Below are 17,500 nucleotides of genomic sequence, written 5' to 3'. Positions count from 1 at the left end.
TTTAAGATTTTTGACCACCGTTTAAGGTTGTTGCCCTATGGTTTAATGATTACCTCTCCTTTTTCCACAAAGCTAAACCTCCCCCCCTACCTCTGGCAGCAATAAAATTTTCTGTTACTAAAAAATAGCTAAAAAAGGCTTGTTTACTAATACTATTTATATAAAATTCATGTTCACTTTTTACTCCACCTCTTACATCTTGTTCATACAATTTATTTCCTAAAATAGACATGGATAAATGATTAAAATCAAAAGCCATAATATTTCTTTTTTCTACATATTTAATAGGGCCAGAAATAATAAAAGTAACTAAACCAACATTTACTTTATTTGCCACCCTACCTTGTAAAGATTTTGGGTTATCTGAGTCAGCATTGTAGGATATGGTTATTTTTGCTAATGGAGGAAGATAAAAGCCTTTTCCTAGTAATCCTCCCATCTTTTTTTGACTGCTTTTTGTCCCTGTTATGAAAGTTAGGCGCCATTCTCCCCAGAGTTGTTCAAAATTATATTTAATACTTTCTTTCCGATTTTCTTTTTCAGCACTTAATAATGCCTCATACACTAATTCACCATTTGGCTTTTTATTTTTGCTTGTGACAGCAGATTCTAATATATTTAAATAATCCATATTTTTATTTTTTTGATAATTATTAATTAAATTTTGTTCGAGGAGTAAAATATATTTTTATAAAATGAATATAGAGTTTGCTAACTAAAAAATAAAGTTAATAAAAAATTAAACTGCTTTTAACTATTTCTTAATTTATATTATCTCATCTTCTTCTAATATGTACCTAGTCTATGGCTACAAAAAAGCTATACGCCACAATAAATTGAAAAATAATTAGATTTTATTTAGATGAATAATTTTAGATTAGGACGCAGAAGTTTTATGGGTGCTTTAACAGGTTTTTGTGGCAGTTTTCTGGGTAGTCAGTCTCAGGGTTTTTATTCTCAATTACAATCGACACAGATTTATGGCATGGGGGAAAACTTTTCAGATACTCTTATGAATCAGTGGTTTGGTGAATACAAACAGATAAATCCTGATTTGCATATAAAATATGATTCTATTTATAGTAGTGATATTCTTCTTGATAAATTAAAAAAAGGCTCTATTGATTTTGCTATTACTGATATTAGTTTTAATGAACAAGAGTTGAAATTATTTGATAATAATATTTTATCATTTCCTATGGGATTAAGTGCGATCGCCCTTATTTATAATCATCAACAAATCGATAATTTACAACTAACAAAAGAACAATTAGCTAATATTTTTACTGGTAAAATAACCGATTGGCAAGAATTAGGAGCAACGGAAAGCAAAAAAATAAAAGTGATTTTTCATGGCAATAATAGCGGGACAAATTTATATTTTAGTAAATATTTAAGTTCCATTAGCGATGAATGGAAACAAAACATAGGAGAAACAAAAACTATTCCATGGGAAATGGGAATAAGTGCAAGGGGCAGTGAGGCTATAGTTTCTACCCTAAAACAAATAGATGGGGCAATTAGCTATGTAGAATGTCCCATTGCAAGGGAAAATGAACTAAATATTGCTAAATTAGAAAATGATTTTGGTAACTTTATTACTCCGAATGTCTCTCATTTTATTGGTAATACTAACCGTTTAAGTAAAGAAAATATAAATTATAGTAATTCTGACAATTTTACCTATCCTTTGCTTACTTCTTACTGGTTTTTAATTAATAAAAATAGCTTAAATCAGGAACACATAAACAATTTAAAATACTTTGCAAACTGGATAAATAACTAAGGTTTCAGAGTTAGAATTAAAGAGAAATAAGATTAATAAATTAAAGACTTTAGTAAGCTGAAACATTTAATTTTTATTATCAATTATCAATTATCAATTATTTCTACCACCAATCATCCTTTTTAAGATTGCCATTTCCCCAGCCATCATCATCAAAATAAACATCATTACTTTGCTCAGGATAATCATTATTATCAAAACTTTCCTCTAAGGTATCCTTAATCGGCTCAATTACTCGTGCGATCGCATCTTGGACAAAAGCCTTAATAAATTCGTCCTTGCGACTAAGTTTAAACTGTCTTTGCACTACTTCTGTAATACCACCGTCACCCCAATCTTGATCATGGCTAAAATATTCTACAAAACTCTTACCAGCAATACGAGTCAGATAAGCCGCACTCACCCCCTGAATAGCTTTTCCCACCACATAAGTCGCAAGGGTTAACTGCAAAGCCCTTGCCACCAACTCCACAGCGCCCTTTACCACCCCCAAACTAACCAAAGTTTTACCTAAGGATACCGCTAAATCTCGGCCGCGATCGCTATTAATTTCACAACCATAAACCTGTCCTATTTCTACCACCATCTGAGCATTTACCGCCGCTGCTGCCAACATATCCACCACAGGCACAGGAGTACAAGCCACCACCCCCGCCCCAATCCACTGATAACGAGTGATAATCTTATCCGCTTCTCGGCTACGTTGCTGGGCAATCAACTTTCTTGCCTCCTCCCCCAACCTTTGCGACTGCAACAAAATATTATCCGCCAACAAATCATCCCCCTCCGCCCGACAGATAGCCGCCAACCGTTTAATCACATTATCCACCTCCACATCAGGCTGAATCATTTCATCCGCCGAAAATTGCACAGGCTGAGGATTAGCGCAGGCTTGGATAACATCATTACTAGGAATAAACCTTGCCACCCTCTGCTGAAGACTACTTAAAATAATTCCTTGTTCTTCTTCTGAATATAAATCAATTTTATTGAAAACTAATAACGACCTTTTGCCGATGGTTGCCAAAGCCTCCAAAGGTTTAAACTCCGAGGCCCTCAAATCGTTGTCACAAACAAACAGTAACAAATCCGCCTCCGTGGCTAATTGCCTCGCCAATTGCTCTCGAATTTCTCCCGGGGCGCCCATTTCCAAAATACCGGGGGTATCAGTAATCAATATTTCTCGGTTAGCAGAAGGCAACTTGAGAGAATGGGTTACTCCTTCGGTGGTAGTGCCAATACTGGCTTGAATTTCCCCCACCATTTCCCCGATTAAAGCATTTACAAGGGATGTTTTTCCCGCACTACCCGTGCCAAATACGGCTACTTTTAATTTTCCTGTGGTAAAGTCTGCCTCAATTTGTTGCGATTTTTCTAATAAGGCTTTTTGGCTGACTTCATCTTGAATCTGGGCAACTTGTTTTTTTACTGCCCTAATAGTTTCTGAGGCAATCTCGTTTTTTTGGGCTGGAAGGGCAGGTAAGGGGCGCCTTCTTTTTCCTTTTCCTCTGGAGGTTTGACTGGTTTTATCGTTGGGAATAATGCCAAAATAATAAAGGAAGATACCAATGAAAAATATTAATAATAAAATTAGGACAAAGACTAAAAAATTTGCGAGTAGTGGACTTGTCCAAGAAATTTCGCTATACAATCGAGATAACGCACTAACTAACCACAGCATTAAGCCGAAAATTATACTTAAGCCGATAACAATGGTTACAAGACGAGACAGGCGCATAGCTTTGGGAAGGTGGTAGTTTTTAGGGGTTATGTTAGAATTTTTATGTTTGAAAAGTTATAGTGTAGTGTTTATTTTGAATAGATTATTATTAACATCACTTTTGTTTTATCAATACTACTTAGGAAAAATTATTGGTAAGTTAAATTATAGGTGATTAAATTAATTTATGTAAGAGTTAGCTATTTTTGTAGTTGACATTATGCTGATATTTGATACGCTATATATCACCATTATTTTTTGATATGTTTAGAAATATTTTTACTGGTTTTGGATTTATTGATGGCTTATTATATCCTTTTAAAGCCTTACAATTAATTATTAAAAATAAAAAATTGTTGCAGTATTTAGTAGTTCCTATTTTTATTAATATAGTAGTTGGGATAGGTGTTTATCTTCTTTTATTACAGCCTAGTTTATTATTTTTTGACATTCTGGAGAATGATATAAGTGCGATCGCCCTTAGCTATTTTAATAGACTACCTGAAGCCCTTGGGTTTTTATTGCCCATAACTTCAATTTTTGTTGTAATAATTAGGACTGTATTAACTGTTCTATTATTTGTAATAGTTGGTTTTATTATCGTTCAATTTGGTAGTGTTTTAGGCTCTCCATGGTATGGAAAACTATCCGAACACATAGAAATAATCAAACTAGGAAATCTTGAATTAGTAGAAGTTAATATCTTCCAAGATATATTGAGAGCCTTGTTATTTGAGCTAAAAAAAATCATCCTAATTATCTTAGGAACTATTCCCTTATTTTTACTCAACTTTATCCCCGCCTTTGGTAATTTAATCTCAGGTATCGGAGGATTATCCCTAACCATTTTAATAATCTGCCTAGATTTTTTTGATGCCCCCCTCGAAAGAAGAAGACTAAAATTTAGACACAAAATACAGTTTGTATTTGCCCGTTTTCCCAGTAGTGCAGGATTTGGTCTAATTTGTTTGAGTCTTATTAGTATTCCCCTCCTAAACTTAGTTGTTGTACCCCTCTGTGTGTCTGGAGGTACATTACTATTTTGTGATTATCGCCTTAGACAAAGAAATATGTAGGCTGTGCCTAAAAAAATGGAATCATGAGGGTGGGCTAGTTTATGATTCGATAAACTAATCCGTCAAACCATGGGTGAGGGCAAAACGTACCAATTCTGTGCGACTGTTAGTACCTGTTTTACTAAATAGACGACTAACGTATTTTTCCACATTTCTAACGCTAGTTTGTAGCGTCTTGGCTATCTCCTTATTCATCAAACCCTTTGCCACTAAGTCTAATACACTTTGTTCTCGAGGGGTTAAATCAATTTTGATAGGAGACTCTGTTACATTCAACTTATTAGGATTGTCTAATTTATCTTTAATGTCCTTAACATCTTTTACCAACTCATCCAACTGAGTGCTTTGGGGGTTACTTTCCTGTCTAACCTTACTTTTTTCCAGTAAATTTTTAATAATAGCTTCTAGCTCATCAGGATCAAAAGGTTTAGGTAAATAAGCATCACAACCAGCAGTATATCCCTCGATGCGATCGGTTGTCATCCCTTTGGCTGTCAAAAATACTACAGGAATACTCTGGAAACGAATATCCTCTTTTAGTTGAGCCAAAAATTGCAGTCCATTAACTTCGGGCATCATAATATCTGAGATGATAATGTCAGGAACTTCGTTTTGTAACATTGTCCATGCTTCTCTGGCATTACTAGCAACATCTACTTGCCAGTCTTCATTATCTCCTAAATATGCTTGTAAAGACTCCCTAATACCAGGCTCATCATCTACTAATAAAATATGTTCTGTCATAAACGTTGTAAATATAAAAATATTGTTTTAAATAACATCAAAAACTATAACCCTTTTTACCACCAAAATGAAAGTCTCACCTAAGACTTTTACACCCATAAGGTGTTTAACTTTAGCAACAAGTTTTATTTTAATCAGAGATATAATATCCTCTTTTTTTTAAAGAATATTATAAATTAGATCTTAAATAATTTTAACAAAAAAGTAATTTATATTTTTCAAATTTTTTAAATAATTTTAGTTAATGATAATCCACTCAAAACAAGCTGAGTTACATTAAAAAAATACTTAAAATTAAAGGTTTAAGGATGTATCATTAATTGTATTGTAGATTGTTAATTTTTTTCACCATTTCCTGCTCTAACTGATCAAATATTCTGGGAACTGAAACAAAATAAGGTAAAATAATGATGGCTCTACAAGTTCATAAGAAGAAGTAAAAAGGGTATATATGAAAATTGCCCTTGGGAAGTGCCAATATTCGTTATCCACTAATAAAAATCGATGCAATTTATAGATCAGGTAGAAATAGAAGTAATAGCTGGAAATGGCGGAGATGGCTTAGTTGCTTTCCGTCGAGAAAAATATGTCCCTGCGGGAGGGCCTTCGGGGGGTAATGGAGGTAGAGGAGGCTCGGTAATTTTGAAGGCTGTTACTAATTTACAAACCCTTTTGGATTTTCGCTACGCTCGTCAATTTAAGGCGGAAGATGGTAAGAGAGGAGGCCCGAACAATCGTACGGGGGCAGGGGGTAAGGATCGCATTTTAGAGGTACCCTGTGGCACGATGGTTTATGACATAGAGACGGAGCAGTTAATTTATGATTTGGTGAAGGAAAATGAGACTTTTGTGGTGGCAAAAGGGGGTAAGGGAGGTTTAGGAAATCAACATTTTTTGAGTAACAGTAACCGCGCCCCTGAGTATGCTTTACCTGGTTTGGAGGGGGAAATAAAACAAGTTCGTTTAGAGTTGAAACTGTTAGCAGAGGTGGGTATTATTGGCTTACCCAATGCAGGAAAATCGACTTTTATTTCGGCGGTGTCTTCTGCTAAACCAAAAATTGCTGATTATCCTTTTACTACCCTTGTACCTAATTTGGGGGTGGTAAGAAAGCCGACGGGGGATGGAACAGTTTTTGCAGATATTCCGGGGTTAATTGAAGGGGCTTCGGATGGTATTGGTTTAGGGCATGATTTTTTACGGCACATCGAGCGCACCAGGTTACTATTACATTTAGTGGATGTTAATGCAGAAGATCCTCTCGAAGATTATAAAATTATTCAGGAGGAGTTGAATGCTTATGGCCGTGGTTTGCCTGAGCGTGTCCAGATTTTGGCTCTTAATAAGATTGATTCTATTGATGAGGAAACCCAACAGTATTTGATAGAGCAGTTTCGGGCCGTTACGAATGATCAAATTTTCTTGATTTCGGCAGTGACTGGGGCAGGGTGCGATCGCCTTTTACAAACCATTTGGCAGGAATTAGATCAATTAACCATGTTAGATCAATTAACCATAGAAGATGAACAACTAGCAATGGAAAATTGAGCATCAATTCATTTTGATTATTTGGCATTGCTTCTTAATGATGGTATGAAATATTATCAAATAATAATCAACATTCGATGTTTGAAATATTATTACTATTGCCCATTCCCCTTTTATAACAATGTTAATTAACGATAATCAAGAACAAATTGCGATCGCCACTTACGGATTAACCAAAATCTATGACAAAAACATCGCCGTTAATGAAGTAGATTTACAAATTAAACAAGGGGAAGTTTATGGTTTAATTGGCCCCAATGGGGCCGGAAAAACTAGCCTCATCCGTATGTTAGCCACCGCCGAAGAGCCTACCAAGGGGGAAATATATCTAAATGGCGATCGCCTTTTGCGAGATAATACCAACCCCCACCTAAAACAGTACCTAGGCTACCTTCCCGACGACTATCCCCTTTATGATGACCTTAACGTCATTGACTACCTCGATTACTTCGCCAGACTTTACAAACTATCAAAACCCCTCAGAAAACAAAGACTACAAGAAGTATTAGAAACCGTTAACCTCGAAAACAAAAGAAATAGCCCCATTGCCACCCTTTCCAGGGGCATGAAACAACGCCTTAGCCTTGCCCGTACCATTATCCATCAACCCATTATCCTTCTGCTCGATGAACCCGTATCAGGACTAGATCCTATCGCCAGACTAGAATTTCGTCAAGCCATTAAGCTACTGCAACAAGCGGGAATGACCATTTTAATATCATCCCATGTCCTCAGTGATTTAGCCGAACTATGTACATCCATCGGCATTATGGAATTAGGCTGTTTAGTCGAAAATTCATCCCTAGAAAATCTATACCAAAAATTTAGTAAACAACAAATATTTATTTCCGCCCTCGCAAAAAACGACCAACTAGAGCAAAAATTAAACAACTGTCTTTTAGTAGAATATTGGGAAAAATTACCCGATAAAAATCAATATCTTACCCATTTTACAGGGGACTTAGAACAAGCCTCTCAACTTTTAAAGGAACTCATAAAAGCAGATATTCCTATACATAATTTCCATTGCGAAAAAGAAAGCCTAGAAACCATTTTCCTCAAGCTAGGTCATGAACAAACATCCTAATCTTAACTTGTGATGGTGAGAAACAAACAAAGTTTGCTTCTATTTTAAAAGAAGATATTTACCAAAAAAACAGGACAAAAAATATTTGATTAAATGAAAATTGCCTAAAAACATATCATAATTAACGCCATAGCACTCTTATTTCATAAGTTTTACATCTTAAAACATAAAAAACTATCACTCCACAAAGACCACAAGAACTATTTCGTCCAAATTATTGATAATTAGTTTATTCCTAATCATTTCAAACTGCTGCAAAAGCTAAAAACCTCATTTATCCTATTATATAGACATATACTTAAGCAGTAAAATTAGGAACATAACAAAAACTTAGAAGATGATTCTTCAAGAAAATAATTAATGGTTAAGGTTTGTAAAAAATCATATATTTTTGTAGCAAAATATAGATTAATATACTACTCTAGTCTTACCCAATATACAAAGTATAAAAACTTCAACATTATGCGCTCAATGCACAGAACTTCTACAACTCAAATGGAGGTAACCAGTATTCGTCTGGAAAAGAGCCTCAAAGATAGTTTAAAGTCTCTTTCCGGAAGTCAGGGTTATCAAACATTAATCCGTGATATTTTGTGGAATTATGTACAACAAAAATCAGGAGAATATCGACCAAACTTCGCAAAAACAGATATTCGAGCAACCATAGAAGGCATCGCCAGAAAAGATGAGAGTTGTGTTTTAAGTGGAAAATTGATTTCTCAAGGGGAACCTTTATTTTTAGCCTTAACTATTTATGGTGATTTTGTTCCCGTATCCCTTGATGGATGGGAAAGTGAGTAGTCAGATCATTATTGTATAGGTCAATTAGTTCTGATGGAATTCAAGATATTGTGATTCTATCATCGGAAAAAAGTGACCGATAGGACCGCATCCTGAGCCTATTTCCAGGGAATATTCTAACGCTGTGGTGACATATTCCTTCGCAGAGGCGATCGCCCTTGGGAGGGATTTTCCGAGGGCTAGATGGGCAGTAATAGCCGCCCCTAAACTGCATCCTGTACCGTGATTATTAAGAGTATCAACGGCTTTTATTTGAATAACGGTGTAATCTTGTCCATCAAAAAAAACATCGATTCCTTTATTTTCTCCTTGGGCGGCACCACCTTTAATTAAAACTGTTTTCACCCCCAAATCGTAAATTTTAGTAGCAGCCTGTTTCATATCATCAATGGATGTAATAGATATACCACTCAACAACTGAGCCTCGTATAGATTAGGCGTGAGCATGAGGGCTTGGGGAAAAAGCAAACTTTTCATCGCTTCCACCGCTTCATTATCAATTAACTGTGCTCCTGTGCGAGAAACCATTACAGGATCTATAAGAATATTTTTGCCACCCCATGTTTTGATACAATCAGCTACCGTGGAGATAATTTCTTCATTAAAAAGCATTCCCGTTTTCAGGGCATCTACCTTAATATCACTGATTACCGCCTCAAATTGAGCCTTTACCATGTCAGAAGATACCGCCATTACCTCCGTTACGGTTTTAGTATTTTGTGCCGTGAGACAAGTAATTACACTGGTACCATGAACATAATTGAAGGCAAAAGTTTTTAAATCCGCCTGAACTCCTGCACCACCACCACTGTCAGAACCCGCAATGGTTAACGCTACCGCCGTTTTCATTTTTGCCTACTCAAAATAATTTAATAAATCAATTTTCTAATTTTTATCTAAAACTGTCAATTACTTATTCCATTCAGCTTTTTACAAATATCAAAATTTAAGATTATTGTTACTATTCCCTATTTCAAAAAAATAAAACTTGACATAAAAATTTTAAACTGCGATAATAATAGTTTGTGTGAAGTTTAGCACTAAAAAACTCTTGGCTAACGTTATTATAATAGGCGCCCAATGGGGCGATGAAGGAAAAGGAAAAATCACGGATTTACTCAGTAAATCAGCGGATGTCGTGGTGCGTTCCCAAGGGGGCGTAAATGCAGGACATACTGTGGTCGTAGATGGTCAAACCTTTAAGTTACATTTAATCCCTTCAGGGATATTATACCCTGATACAGAATGTATTATTGGTTCTGGTACTGTGATAGATCCGCAGGAATTGTTAGAGGAAATTGATCAATTAGTTGATCTCAATGTGTCCACTGACAACTTATTTATCTCTCAAACTGCCCATGTGACGATGCCTTATCATCGCATCTTGGATCAAGCGGCAGAAGACAGAAGAGGTAAATTCAAAATTGGTACAACGGGCAGAGGCATCGGGCCTACCTATTCTGATAAAGCGGAAAGAATCGGCATTAGAATGCTTGATTTGATTAATGGCGATCGCCATCCCGACAAGTTAGAATGGACTATTAACTACAAAAACGCAGTCCTCGAAAAACTCTATGGTTTACCTCCCCTAGACCCTCAAAAAGTCATCAAGGAATACCTAGGTTACGCCGAAAGACTACGTCCTTTTGTCATTGATAGTTCCCTAAAAATCAACCAAGCCGTAAGAAGTAAGAAAAATATCTTATTTGAAGGGGCGCAGGGAACACTACTGGATCTTGATCATGGTACGTATCCTTATGTAACATCCTCAAATCCCATTGCTGGGGGAGCTTGTGTTGGTGCTGGAGTAGGACCTACTATTATTGACCGTATCATTGGTGTAGCAAAAGCCTATACCACCCGTGTAGGAGAAGGACCTTTCCCCACCGAACTAGAAGACGAAATCGGTATTTTATTGGGCGATCGTGGTTCTGAATTTGGTACTACCACGGGGCGCCGTCGTCGTTGTGGTTGGTTTGATGCTGTGATTGGTAGATATGCCGCCAGAATTAACGGTTTAGACTGCTTGGCAGTAACTAAATTAGACATCTTAGACGAATTACCAGAGATAAAAGTATGTGTAGCCTATGAAGTAGATGGCGAAACCATCACCGAATTACCTACCCATGCCAATAAATTTGCTCGTTGTAAGCCCGTCTATGAAACTCTACCCGGTTGGGAAGCATCCACCACGGAATGCCGTACCCTCGAAGAATTACCTGAAAATGCCCTCAATTATCTTAAATTTTTGGCAGACTTGATGGAATTACCCATTGCGATTGTCTCCCTTGGGGCAGGTAGAGAACAAACCATTATCGTTGAAGATCCTATCCATGGACCAAAAAGAGCTTTACTTAATGCCAATGTAAATCCTCTCCAACAGTCCTAAATTAAAAGTATATTTTGGTTATTATTAAAATTGTTCCAAAATTAACCCCCAATTAAATTGCTTGGGTAAATTATCAAAATATAAAATTTATAATTAAATTCGGTAAAAAAATGCAAGTCACATTAGAATGTAACACCAGACCTGAAGGCTCTAAACCAAGAGCTTTACGTCGTGAAGGTAAGCTCCCCGCTAACTTATACGGTCATAGTGGTTCTGAAGCTATTTCCTTAGTTTTAGGTCACAAAGAGGCGATCGCCCTTCTCAAAAGTGCTTCTATCAACAACACTTTAGTAGAGATGACTATTCCCGAACTTTCTTGGAATGGTAAAGTATTGATCAGAGAAGTTCAATCTCACCCTTGGAAAAGAACCCTCCACCACATTAGCTTCTTCTGTCCTTCTGGGGATAATCAAGTAGAAGTAGTTGTTCCTGTAAAAATCGTTGGTACTTCTATCGGTATCAAAAAAGGCGGTATCATGGAGCAAATGGTAACGGAAGTAAAAGTTCGTTGCTACCCTGATAATATTCCTCAATTCCTAGAGATGGATATTAGTAAAGTTGACATTGGTAAAACCTTCCAAGTTGCTGATCTCGTTTTATCAGAAGGAATCAACGTTTTAGATGATCCTAATAAAAACATCATCGGTATTGTTGCTCCTCGTAAAAAAGGTTAATTTTTTTTCGACCGTGACGGACATTATTGAGCCTCTCGAAGTCTTTTCGAGGGGTTTTTGTTTTGTGGGTCAAAATGGTAGGGTGTATATATTTATAGTTTCTAGTTAACAAAAAGTTCATCATGAAAAATATTTTACTCTGTACAGATGGTTCTAGTTATGGTGAAAATGCCTATAAATATGCTGCCTGGATGGCCAAAAGATTAGATGCAGAGGTGAATATTTTATCGGTGACAGACAATCGAGCTCAAAGTAAATCTTCTCAGGGAAATTGGAGCGGAAGTCTTGGTTTAGGTGCATCGGATGAATTGTTAGAAAAGTTAGTGGAACTAGACCATGAAAGGGCAAAGTTAAATCATGTACGAGCTAAGGTGATTTTAGATCATGGCAAAGAGATTTTAAAACAGGAAGGAGTAGAAAAGGTTAATGGTATTCATAAGACTGGTTTTGTCGCTGATACGGTTAAAAATTTAGAGGAAAAAACGGATTTAATTGTATTAGGTAAAAGGGGAGAAAATGCGGATTATAATTCCGTTCATCTAGGGGCAAATTTAGAGAGAATTGTTCGTGTTAGTAATAAACCTTGTTTTGTTACCCCCCGTGACTATGTTCCCATTGATAAAGTTTTAATTGCTTATGATGGTAGTGCCACAGGTCATCGAATTTTAGACTTTTTAGTAAATGTTCCTTTCGTTAAGGATTTGGATATTCATTTGGTGATGGTGAGCAAAGGTGATGATGGTAACGGTAAATTATCACAGGCTTTGGATTTATTAGAAAATGCAGGTTTTAGTGTTCAATCTTCTTTGTTAAAAGGTGATGAAGAAAGTGAGATTACTTTTTATATTGAGCAGAATAATATTAATTTGCTCATTATGGGGGCTTATGGTCATAGTCGCATCAGAAATTTAATTATTGGTAGCACTACTATTCAGTTATTGAGAAGTACCAGAATTCCCGCCTTGTTATTCCGTTAAGTTAATCGGACTCACCCCATTTTTTTTGGGGTAGGTTACAATTATTGATCGTATTTATAAATTTGGTGAGGAGTAATGTTTAAGCTGACATTACCTAAAGGTAAGATGTTTAAGTTAGCACTAAAAAAGTGGCGTGTCATCGGTGTTTTTTTATTTTTGGTGACATTTTCCCTCATCGTCACCCTTCATTATACGACCCTTCCAGTGCGATCGCAAACTGTGGCTTCTGCTAATTTATGGGGTAGAGCATCCTTTCCTGTGGAAAACTTCCAAAGATATACATCCCCATTTGGTTATCGCATTCATCCCGTTACGGGGCGAAGACAATTTCATAGCGGTTTAGATATTGCCGCTCCCTTGGGTAGTTACATTCGTAATTGGTGGGGGGGCGAAGTAGTAGGACTCTCGGATAATACCGCCTGTGGTACGATGATTACCATTAGGTCAGGGGCATGGAACCATACTTATTGTCACATGATGGGGGCGATCGAAAATACAAATCGAGGTAGAGCCTTGGTAGATAGACAAGGGGGAATTTTTATTCCTCAAGGGCTAACCGTACCTACGGGCGCTCGTATTGGCAGAATTGGTATGACTGGAAGGACTACAGGCCCTCATCTTCACTGGGAATTTAGGCTTAATGGAGAAAGAGTTGACCCGGGGGAAATATTACGACGGATGTACGCCCAAAGGGGATAATTTAGAGGTCTTTTTTTAGTTCTATAATTCCTTTCTCTGTGCAAATATAGTCAAGGGGTTGATCCCATTCTTCGGTGGGTAATTCGTCCACATAGGCAAAGTCGAAAATGATGCCCATGGTGGGAATATCTTGCCATGGCTTTTGGGATAAGAGGCGATCGTAAAATCCTCCTCCATAGCCAAGGCGATAACCTTTTTTGTCACAGGCCACCGCAGGTACTAAAATTAGTTCTACTTCTTCTGGAATAATTTTGAGACTATCTTTATAAGGTTCAAAGATACCATAAGCCCCTTTTCTAAGTCCTTTACCCCAATGCCATTGATGCCAAATTAAGTCTTTATCTTGACAGCGAGGAATGCCCCATGTAATAGGGTGATGACGATATAAAAAACTTAAATCCGGTTCTTGTCTATGGCTGATATAGCTTAGAATTACCTTTGATTTTTCGATAAGGGGATGGTTGAATAAATTACGGCTAATGCGATCGCTCTTTTTTTGCCATTGGAAATGATCAAGGTGCGTGCTGCGTAGCAGATCCCCTTGGGATCGCTCCTTAGTATATTTTTTTCGTAACAGTCTTTTTTGTTCAGCTATATTCATTACTTTTTCCCGGGGCGAGACATACTAAAAATTCGTTGTTTGTTGAGATGACGTAACCAAAAACCGCCGATTACCGCCATCACGAGGCAAAACCAACCCACCCCCGATTGTAAAAGTAAAAAGCCACCGATGGATAACATTGAGCCAAATAAAATCATCACCCCAGCCACCACTTTGAGAGCATCTAAGCCCAAATTTTGTAAAGGTTGAACCCCTGTAGCATCCTGTTGTTTTTTCCACCCTAACCCAGCGGGGCGCACCCGTAGATAAAAACTGGTTAAGGTTTCTTCGGACTCAGGGGGAGTGAGATACATTACCGAAATCCATACTACCGCTGTGGCACCAGAGATAACCATTAACCTTAAACCAAAATCCGTCGGGAAGAGATTGAGGTTAGGAATCATACTCAGCACACCGATGGCAAAACCTACCAGCATGGCGGTTAACTCTGCCGCACTATTAATGCGCCACCAATACCATCTTAAAATTAATACTAATCCAGGCCCTGTACCGATGGCAATTACTAAGCGGAATACCGTGGCAATGTCTTGGGCGAAAAAAGCGGCGATCGCACCTATCACAGTCACCAAAGCAGAAGCAACCCTTCCAGCAAAAACCAACTGGGCTTGGGAAGCATCAGGGGCAAAGAAACGACGATACAAATCATTAGTGAGGTAAGAAGCCCCCCAATTAATAGAAGTAGATACCGTACTCATGAAAGCAGCTATCAAAGAAGCCACCACCAAACCGAGGACGATAGAAGGTAAAAACTCCAACATCATTAAAGGATAAGCCAATTCAGGATCTTCTAATTCAGGAAAAATAACCAATCCTGCCAAAGCCACCAAAATCCAAGGCCAAGTACGGACGATATAATTGAGGATATTAAAAAACCATGCCGCCTTTTCCGCTTCCGCTTCATCCTTTGCCGCCACTAACCTTTGGATAAACTCCCCTCCCCCATCACTACGGCGAAAACTCCACCACTGCACAAAAAGATAAGCAGAAAAGGTAGTGAGAGTAATTCCTGCAAAATCGCTCCACTGCCAACCCAAAAATCCATCCCCCCGCACCAAGGGGATAAAAGCTAATACATCGATGTCTGTAACTGCCTGTACTTGGGGAACTAACTCCCTTATACCCCCCACATCATTGACCGCAAACACCGCCACTAATAAAGCTCCAAACAGGGCGAGGAAGAATTGGAAAAAGTCCGTTACGACCACTCCCCATAACCCTGAAAATCCTGAATAGATGAGGACGAAAAAACTAACAAAAATAACGCTCCATAACTTGCCATTGTCGCCCACATTCAACCCCAAACTTTCCCACAACTGCAAAGCGTCCACCACCTTTACCATGGCTAACATGGCGTAACCAATACCGATACAGTTGATAGGTACGGCAAATAAAAAGGCTTTGGTTGCCCGTAAAATTGCCGCCATTCTCCCCCCATAACGAATCTCCGTTAACTCCGCATCGGTGACAATCTCCGCCCTACGCCATAATCGGGCGAATATATAAATTAATACCACGTGGGCAAAACCAAAACTCCACCATTCCCAGTTACCTGCTATACCCCTAGTGGCAACAACTCCGCAAATGTAGAGGGGGGTATCAATGGAAAAGGTGGTGGCAGCCATACTTGTACCTGCTAACCACCAAGGTAATGAGCGCCCTGAGACGAAGAAGTCTTCTAAACTTTTGGAGGCTTTTTTTGAAAGATATATGCCCACTGCCATGGTGGCAATGAGGTATAACAAGACTACTATCCAATCGATTGTTTGCATTTTTTATAAGGGAATGGGGAAATAATGGGCAATAGGCAATGGGCAATAGGCAATAGGCAATAGGCAATGGGTTGACTTTGAATAGTTGATTAATGTTCCATAAATTGGCTGATTCGGGAGGAAATAAAGGGTAAAATCTCTCTATTTTGGCTATTTTCTGCACCTTCGGTGAACACTGTTAAATGGTAAGCCTTCCCGTTACTTTTTTCAATGTAGGCGCTGTCAAGTCTTACTTTTGATGTCCATCCTGCTTTTGACCAAAGGTGATCGCCTGTACTCAATGCCTCCCCCAAAAAGCCACTCACCTGATTTTCTTCTTCATGGGGGGCGAGGGTTTTTTGGTTTACATCTCTTTGTAATAAACTCATCATTTCTTGAGATATTTCCGAGGATACTGCCACACCTCCTACTATACTGTGAAATAATCGGGCGATCGCACTGGTGGTTAAACGATTACGATTTTCAAAATTTTCCCCTAAATACATTCTTTCTCTGCCGTAGGGGCCATCTCCCCAAGTTTTTTGATTAACATTGATGGTTTTTAACTCCTCCCACCCCAAAGATTGATAATAACGGTTGACAATATTACGCTGATATGCCCATGTTTGAAAAGGTGCGATCGTTAATTCTGGGCCTGATGTAGTACCCGTCAACACATCCAAAACCAAGCCAGTAGCATCATTACTCGAATCCACAATCATATCCCTAATAGCCCTTTCCAACTCTGGGCTAGTTTCTAGCATCCCCGTCTTAATCCAATCCTTAATCGCCACCAAATAAAAAAGTTTTACCACACTAGCAGGATAAAGATTTTCATCCCCCCGATAGCTATAACCCCGAATAGGATGCTTCCAAAACTCATCCACCGACAAAGCACCTCCAGTATTCACAATTATCGGCTCGTCATACACAAGCCAAGTCAAGGCAATTTGGTTTTTTGCCAAAGAAGGAAACCTTTGCCATGTAGCGTTTAAAACTTCTTCGGCGGTTTTTTGAAGGGATTCATCAGGGATAAAAAAAGCCATAAATCAATTATCATTAAGATTTGCTAGTTATTTTATCGTATAATGTGTGGTGCTAAACCTAGCCCTATCAATGTGAAACGAATCTTTGTCCTTCCTGTGCTGATGGTGTTAACCATTACTGGTTGTAGCAACTATCCCCGCACTCTCAATTTTCCCTTCGATAATGGTGGAAGGGGTTTAAATAGTCGTAACTCAGAATTAAATCCCTACATAGCAGGAAATTTTATCACATTTACCTCAGACCGCAACGGCTCTCAAGATATTTACTTATTTGATGCCAGAAACCGCCGCCTAATTGATTTACCCAATTTAAATGCCTTTGATGAAATTGCCACTAATCCCACCATTTCCGAGGATGGACGTTATCTAGTGTTTATGGTGGTAAAACAAGGACAATCAGGGCTATATTTATATGACCGCACCACCCAACAAAAAAGAGTTTTAATCCCCCAAAATAATAAAGAAATTAGAAACCCGATGATAAGTAGTAACGGAGAAAAAATTGTTTTTGAAACAGCCAATAATGGACAGTGGGATATTGTGGTGACGGATATTCGTGGCAACCCCATCAATAACTGACAAT

Annotated in this window: 17 protein-coding genes; 10 read left to right on the top strand and 7 right to left on the bottom strand. The window is 37.9% G+C overall.

Annotated features, from left to right (window positions below):
* Positions 1-49: 49 nt before the first annotated feature.
* On the bottom strand, positions 50-631 hold the full coding sequence (locus A5482_RS02035; protein WP_069790129.1) for a hypothetical protein: 582 nt from the start codon (positions 629-631) through the stop codon (positions 50-52).
* A 231-nt stretch (positions 632-862) separates the two neighbouring features.
* On the opposite strand from A5482_RS02035, the gene A5482_RS02030 reads away from it, so the two are divergent.
* Positions 863-1,786: a substrate-binding domain-containing protein gene (locus A5482_RS02030; RefSeq protein WP_069790128.1), complete on the top strand. Its 924-nt coding sequence runs from the start codon at positions 863-865 to the stop codon at positions 1,784-1,786.
* 103 nt (positions 1,787-1,889) lie between these two features.
* Here the strand turns inward: A5482_RS02030 and A5482_RS02025 are convergent, their stop codons facing one another.
* Entirely contained in the window at positions 1,890-3,524 is a 1,635-nt protein-coding gene (locus A5482_RS02025; RefSeq protein ID WP_069790127.1) for a YcjF family protein, read from the bottom strand.
* Positions 3,525-3,769: 245 nt separating this feature from the next.
* On the opposite strand from A5482_RS02025, the gene A5482_RS02020 reads away from it, so the two are divergent.
* Positions 3,770-4,582 (top strand): EI24 domain-containing protein, encoded by an 813-nt coding sequence (locus A5482_RS02020; RefSeq protein WP_069790126.1) that lies wholly within the window; start codon positions 3,770-3,772, stop codon positions 4,580-4,582.
* 54 nt (positions 4,583-4,636) lie between these two features.
* Here the strand turns inward: A5482_RS02020 and A5482_RS02015 are convergent, their stop codons facing one another.
* Entirely contained in the window at positions 4,637-5,326 is a 690-nt protein-coding gene (locus A5482_RS02015; RefSeq protein ID WP_069790125.1) for a response regulator transcription factor, read from the bottom strand.
* Positions 5,327-5,830: 504 nt separating this feature from the next.
* Here A5482_RS02015 and obgE point away from each other — a divergent pair.
* The 3 genes from obgE to A5482_RS02000 all read left to right on the top strand — a co-directional run bounded on the left by obgE (position 5,831) and on the right by A5482_RS02000 (position 8,762).
* Positions 5,831-6,874, top strand: a complete 1,044-nt coding sequence (gene obgE, locus A5482_RS02010; protein ID WP_069790124.1) for a GTPase ObgE — start codon at positions 5,831-5,833, stop codon at positions 6,872-6,874.
* Between the two features lie 121 nt (positions 6,875-6,995).
* Positions 6,996-7,961, top strand: a complete 966-nt coding sequence (locus A5482_RS02005) for an ABC transporter ATP-binding protein (protein WP_069790123.1) — start codon at positions 6,996-6,998, stop codon at positions 7,959-7,961.
* 462 nt (positions 7,962-8,423) lie between these two features.
* Positions 8,424-8,762, top strand: a complete 339-nt coding sequence (locus A5482_RS02000) for a hypothetical protein (protein WP_069790122.1) — start codon at positions 8,424-8,426, stop codon at positions 8,760-8,762.
* Positions 8,763-8,786: 24 nt separating this feature from the next.
* Here A5482_RS02000 and thiD read toward each other — a convergent pair whose 3' ends face one another.
* On the bottom strand, positions 8,787-9,611 hold the full coding sequence (gene thiD / locus A5482_RS01995) for a bifunctional hydroxymethylpyrimidine kinase/phosphomethylpyrimidine kinase (RefSeq protein WP_069790121.1): 825 nt from the start codon (positions 9,609-9,611) through the stop codon (positions 8,787-8,789).
* Positions 9,612-9,813: 202 nt separating this feature from the next.
* On the opposite strand from thiD, the gene A5482_RS01990 reads away from it, so the two are divergent.
* From A5482_RS01990 to A5482_RS01975, 4 genes are all read left to right on the top strand, one after another.
* Positions 9,814-11,151, top strand: a complete 1,338-nt coding sequence (locus A5482_RS01990) for an adenylosuccinate synthase (RefSeq protein ID WP_069790156.1) — start codon at positions 9,814-9,816, stop codon at positions 11,149-11,151.
* A gap of 110 nt (positions 11,152-11,261) precedes the next feature.
* A complete protein-coding gene (locus tag A5482_RS01985; RefSeq protein ID WP_069790120.1) occupies positions 11,262-11,825 on the top strand; it encodes a 50S ribosomal protein L25/general stress protein Ctc in 564 nt (187 codons plus the stop codon).
* A 122-nt stretch (positions 11,826-11,947) separates the two neighbouring features.
* On the top strand, positions 11,948-12,802 hold the full coding sequence (locus A5482_RS01980; protein ID WP_069790119.1) for a universal stress protein: 855 nt from the start codon (positions 11,948-11,950) through the stop codon (positions 12,800-12,802).
* A gap of 105 nt (positions 12,803-12,907) precedes the next feature.
* Positions 12,908-13,501: a M23 family metallopeptidase gene (locus A5482_RS01975; protein WP_242411905.1), complete on the top strand. Its 594-nt coding sequence runs from the start codon at positions 12,908-12,910 to the stop codon at positions 13,499-13,501.
* A gap of 1 nt (position 13,502) precedes the next feature.
* On the opposite strand, the gene A5482_RS01970 is transcribed toward A5482_RS01975, so the two are convergent.
* From A5482_RS01970 to A5482_RS01960, 3 genes are all read right to left on the bottom strand, one after another.
* Entirely contained in the window at positions 13,503-14,102 is a 600-nt protein-coding gene (locus A5482_RS01970; RefSeq protein ID WP_069790117.1) for a 5-formyltetrahydrofolate cyclo-ligase, read from the bottom strand.
* Positions 14,102-15,892, bottom strand: a complete 1,791-nt coding sequence (locus A5482_RS01965; RefSeq protein ID WP_069790116.1) for a sodium:solute symporter family protein — start codon at positions 15,890-15,892, stop codon at positions 14,102-14,104. Before A5482_RS01965 ends, A5482_RS01970 begins: the two co-directional genes overlap by 1 nt.
* A gap of 89 nt (positions 15,893-15,981) precedes the next feature.
* Positions 15,982-16,917 carry a serine hydrolase gene (locus A5482_RS01960; protein ID WP_069790115.1) on the bottom strand — a complete coding sequence of 312 codons (936 nt, stop codon included), beginning with the start codon at positions 16,915-16,917 and terminating at the stop codon, positions 15,982-15,984.
* Between the two features lie 72 nt (positions 16,918-16,989).
* Here A5482_RS01960 and A5482_RS01955 point away from each other — a divergent pair, with 72 nt between their 5' ends.
* Positions 16,990-17,496, top strand: coding sequence for a TolB family protein (locus tag A5482_RS01955; RefSeq protein WP_201150046.1), 507 nt, complete (start codon positions 16,990-16,992; stop codon positions 17,494-17,496).
* Positions 17,497-17,500: the final 4 nt, after the last annotated feature.

Origin of the sequence: Cyanobacterium sp. IPPAS B-1200, assembly GCF_001747005.2 — a bacterium.
In the GTDB taxonomy this organism is placed as follows: domain Bacteria; phylum Cyanobacteriota; class Cyanobacteriia; order Cyanobacteriales; family Cyanobacteriaceae; genus Cyanobacterium.
Note: the sequence above shows the minus strand (reverse complement) of the source record. Positions and strands in the feature narration are given on the sequence as shown.

Excerpts from the sequence above, each read along its gene's own strand:
- obgE (WP_069790124.1), top strand. The coding sequence starts at position 5,831 with ATGCAATTTATAGATCAGGTAGAAATAGAAGTAATAGCTGGAAATGGC.
- A5482_RS02000 (WP_069790122.1), top strand. The coding sequence starts at position 8,424 with ATGCGCTCAATGCACAGAACTTCTACAACTCAAATGGAGGTAACCAGT.
- A5482_RS02025 (WP_069790127.1), bottom strand. The coding sequence starts at position 3,524 with ATGCGCCTGTCTCGTCTTGTAACCATTGTTATCGGCTTAAGTATAATT.
- A5482_RS01985 (WP_069790120.1), top strand. The coding sequence starts at position 11,262 with ATGCAAGTCACATTAGAATGTAACACCAGACCTGAAGGCTCTAAACCA.
- A5482_RS01965 (WP_069790116.1), bottom strand. The coding sequence starts at position 15,892 with ATGCAAACAATCGATTGGATAGTAGTCTTGTTATACCTCATTGCCACC.
- A5482_RS01980 (WP_069790119.1), top strand. The coding sequence starts at position 11,948 with ATGAAAAATATTTTACTCTGTACAGATGGTTCTAGTTATGGTGAAAAT.
- A5482_RS01970 (WP_069790117.1), bottom strand. The coding sequence starts at position 14,102 with ATGAATATAGCTGAACAAAAAAGACTGTTACGAAAAAAATATACTAAG.
- A5482_RS01975 (WP_242411905.1), top strand. The coding sequence starts at position 12,908 with ATGTTTAAGTTAGCACTAAAAAAGTGGCGTGTCATCGGTGTTTTTTTA.
- A5482_RS02005 (WP_069790123.1), top strand. The coding sequence starts at position 6,996 with ATGTTAATTAACGATAATCAAGAACAAATTGCGATCGCCACTTACGGA.
- A5482_RS02015 (WP_069790125.1), bottom strand. The coding sequence starts at position 5,326 with ATGACAGAACATATTTTATTAGTAGATGATGAGCCTGGTATTAGGGAG.
- A5482_RS02030 (WP_069790128.1), top strand. The coding sequence starts at position 863 with ATGAATAATTTTAGATTAGGACGCAGAAGTTTTATGGGTGCTTTAACA.
- A5482_RS02020 (WP_069790126.1), top strand. The coding sequence starts at position 3,770 with ATGTTTAGAAATATTTTTACTGGTTTTGGATTTATTGATGGCTTATTA.
- A5482_RS01960 (WP_069790115.1), bottom strand. The coding sequence starts at position 16,917 with ATGGCTTTTTTTATCCCTGATGAATCCCTTCAAAAAACCGCCGAAGAA.
- thiD (WP_069790121.1), bottom strand. The coding sequence starts at position 9,611 with ATGAAAACGGCGGTAGCGTTAACCATTGCGGGTTCTGACAGTGGTGGT.
- A5482_RS02035 (WP_069790129.1), bottom strand. The coding sequence starts at position 631 with ATGGATTATTTAAATATATTAGAATCTGCTGTCACAAGCAAAAATAAA.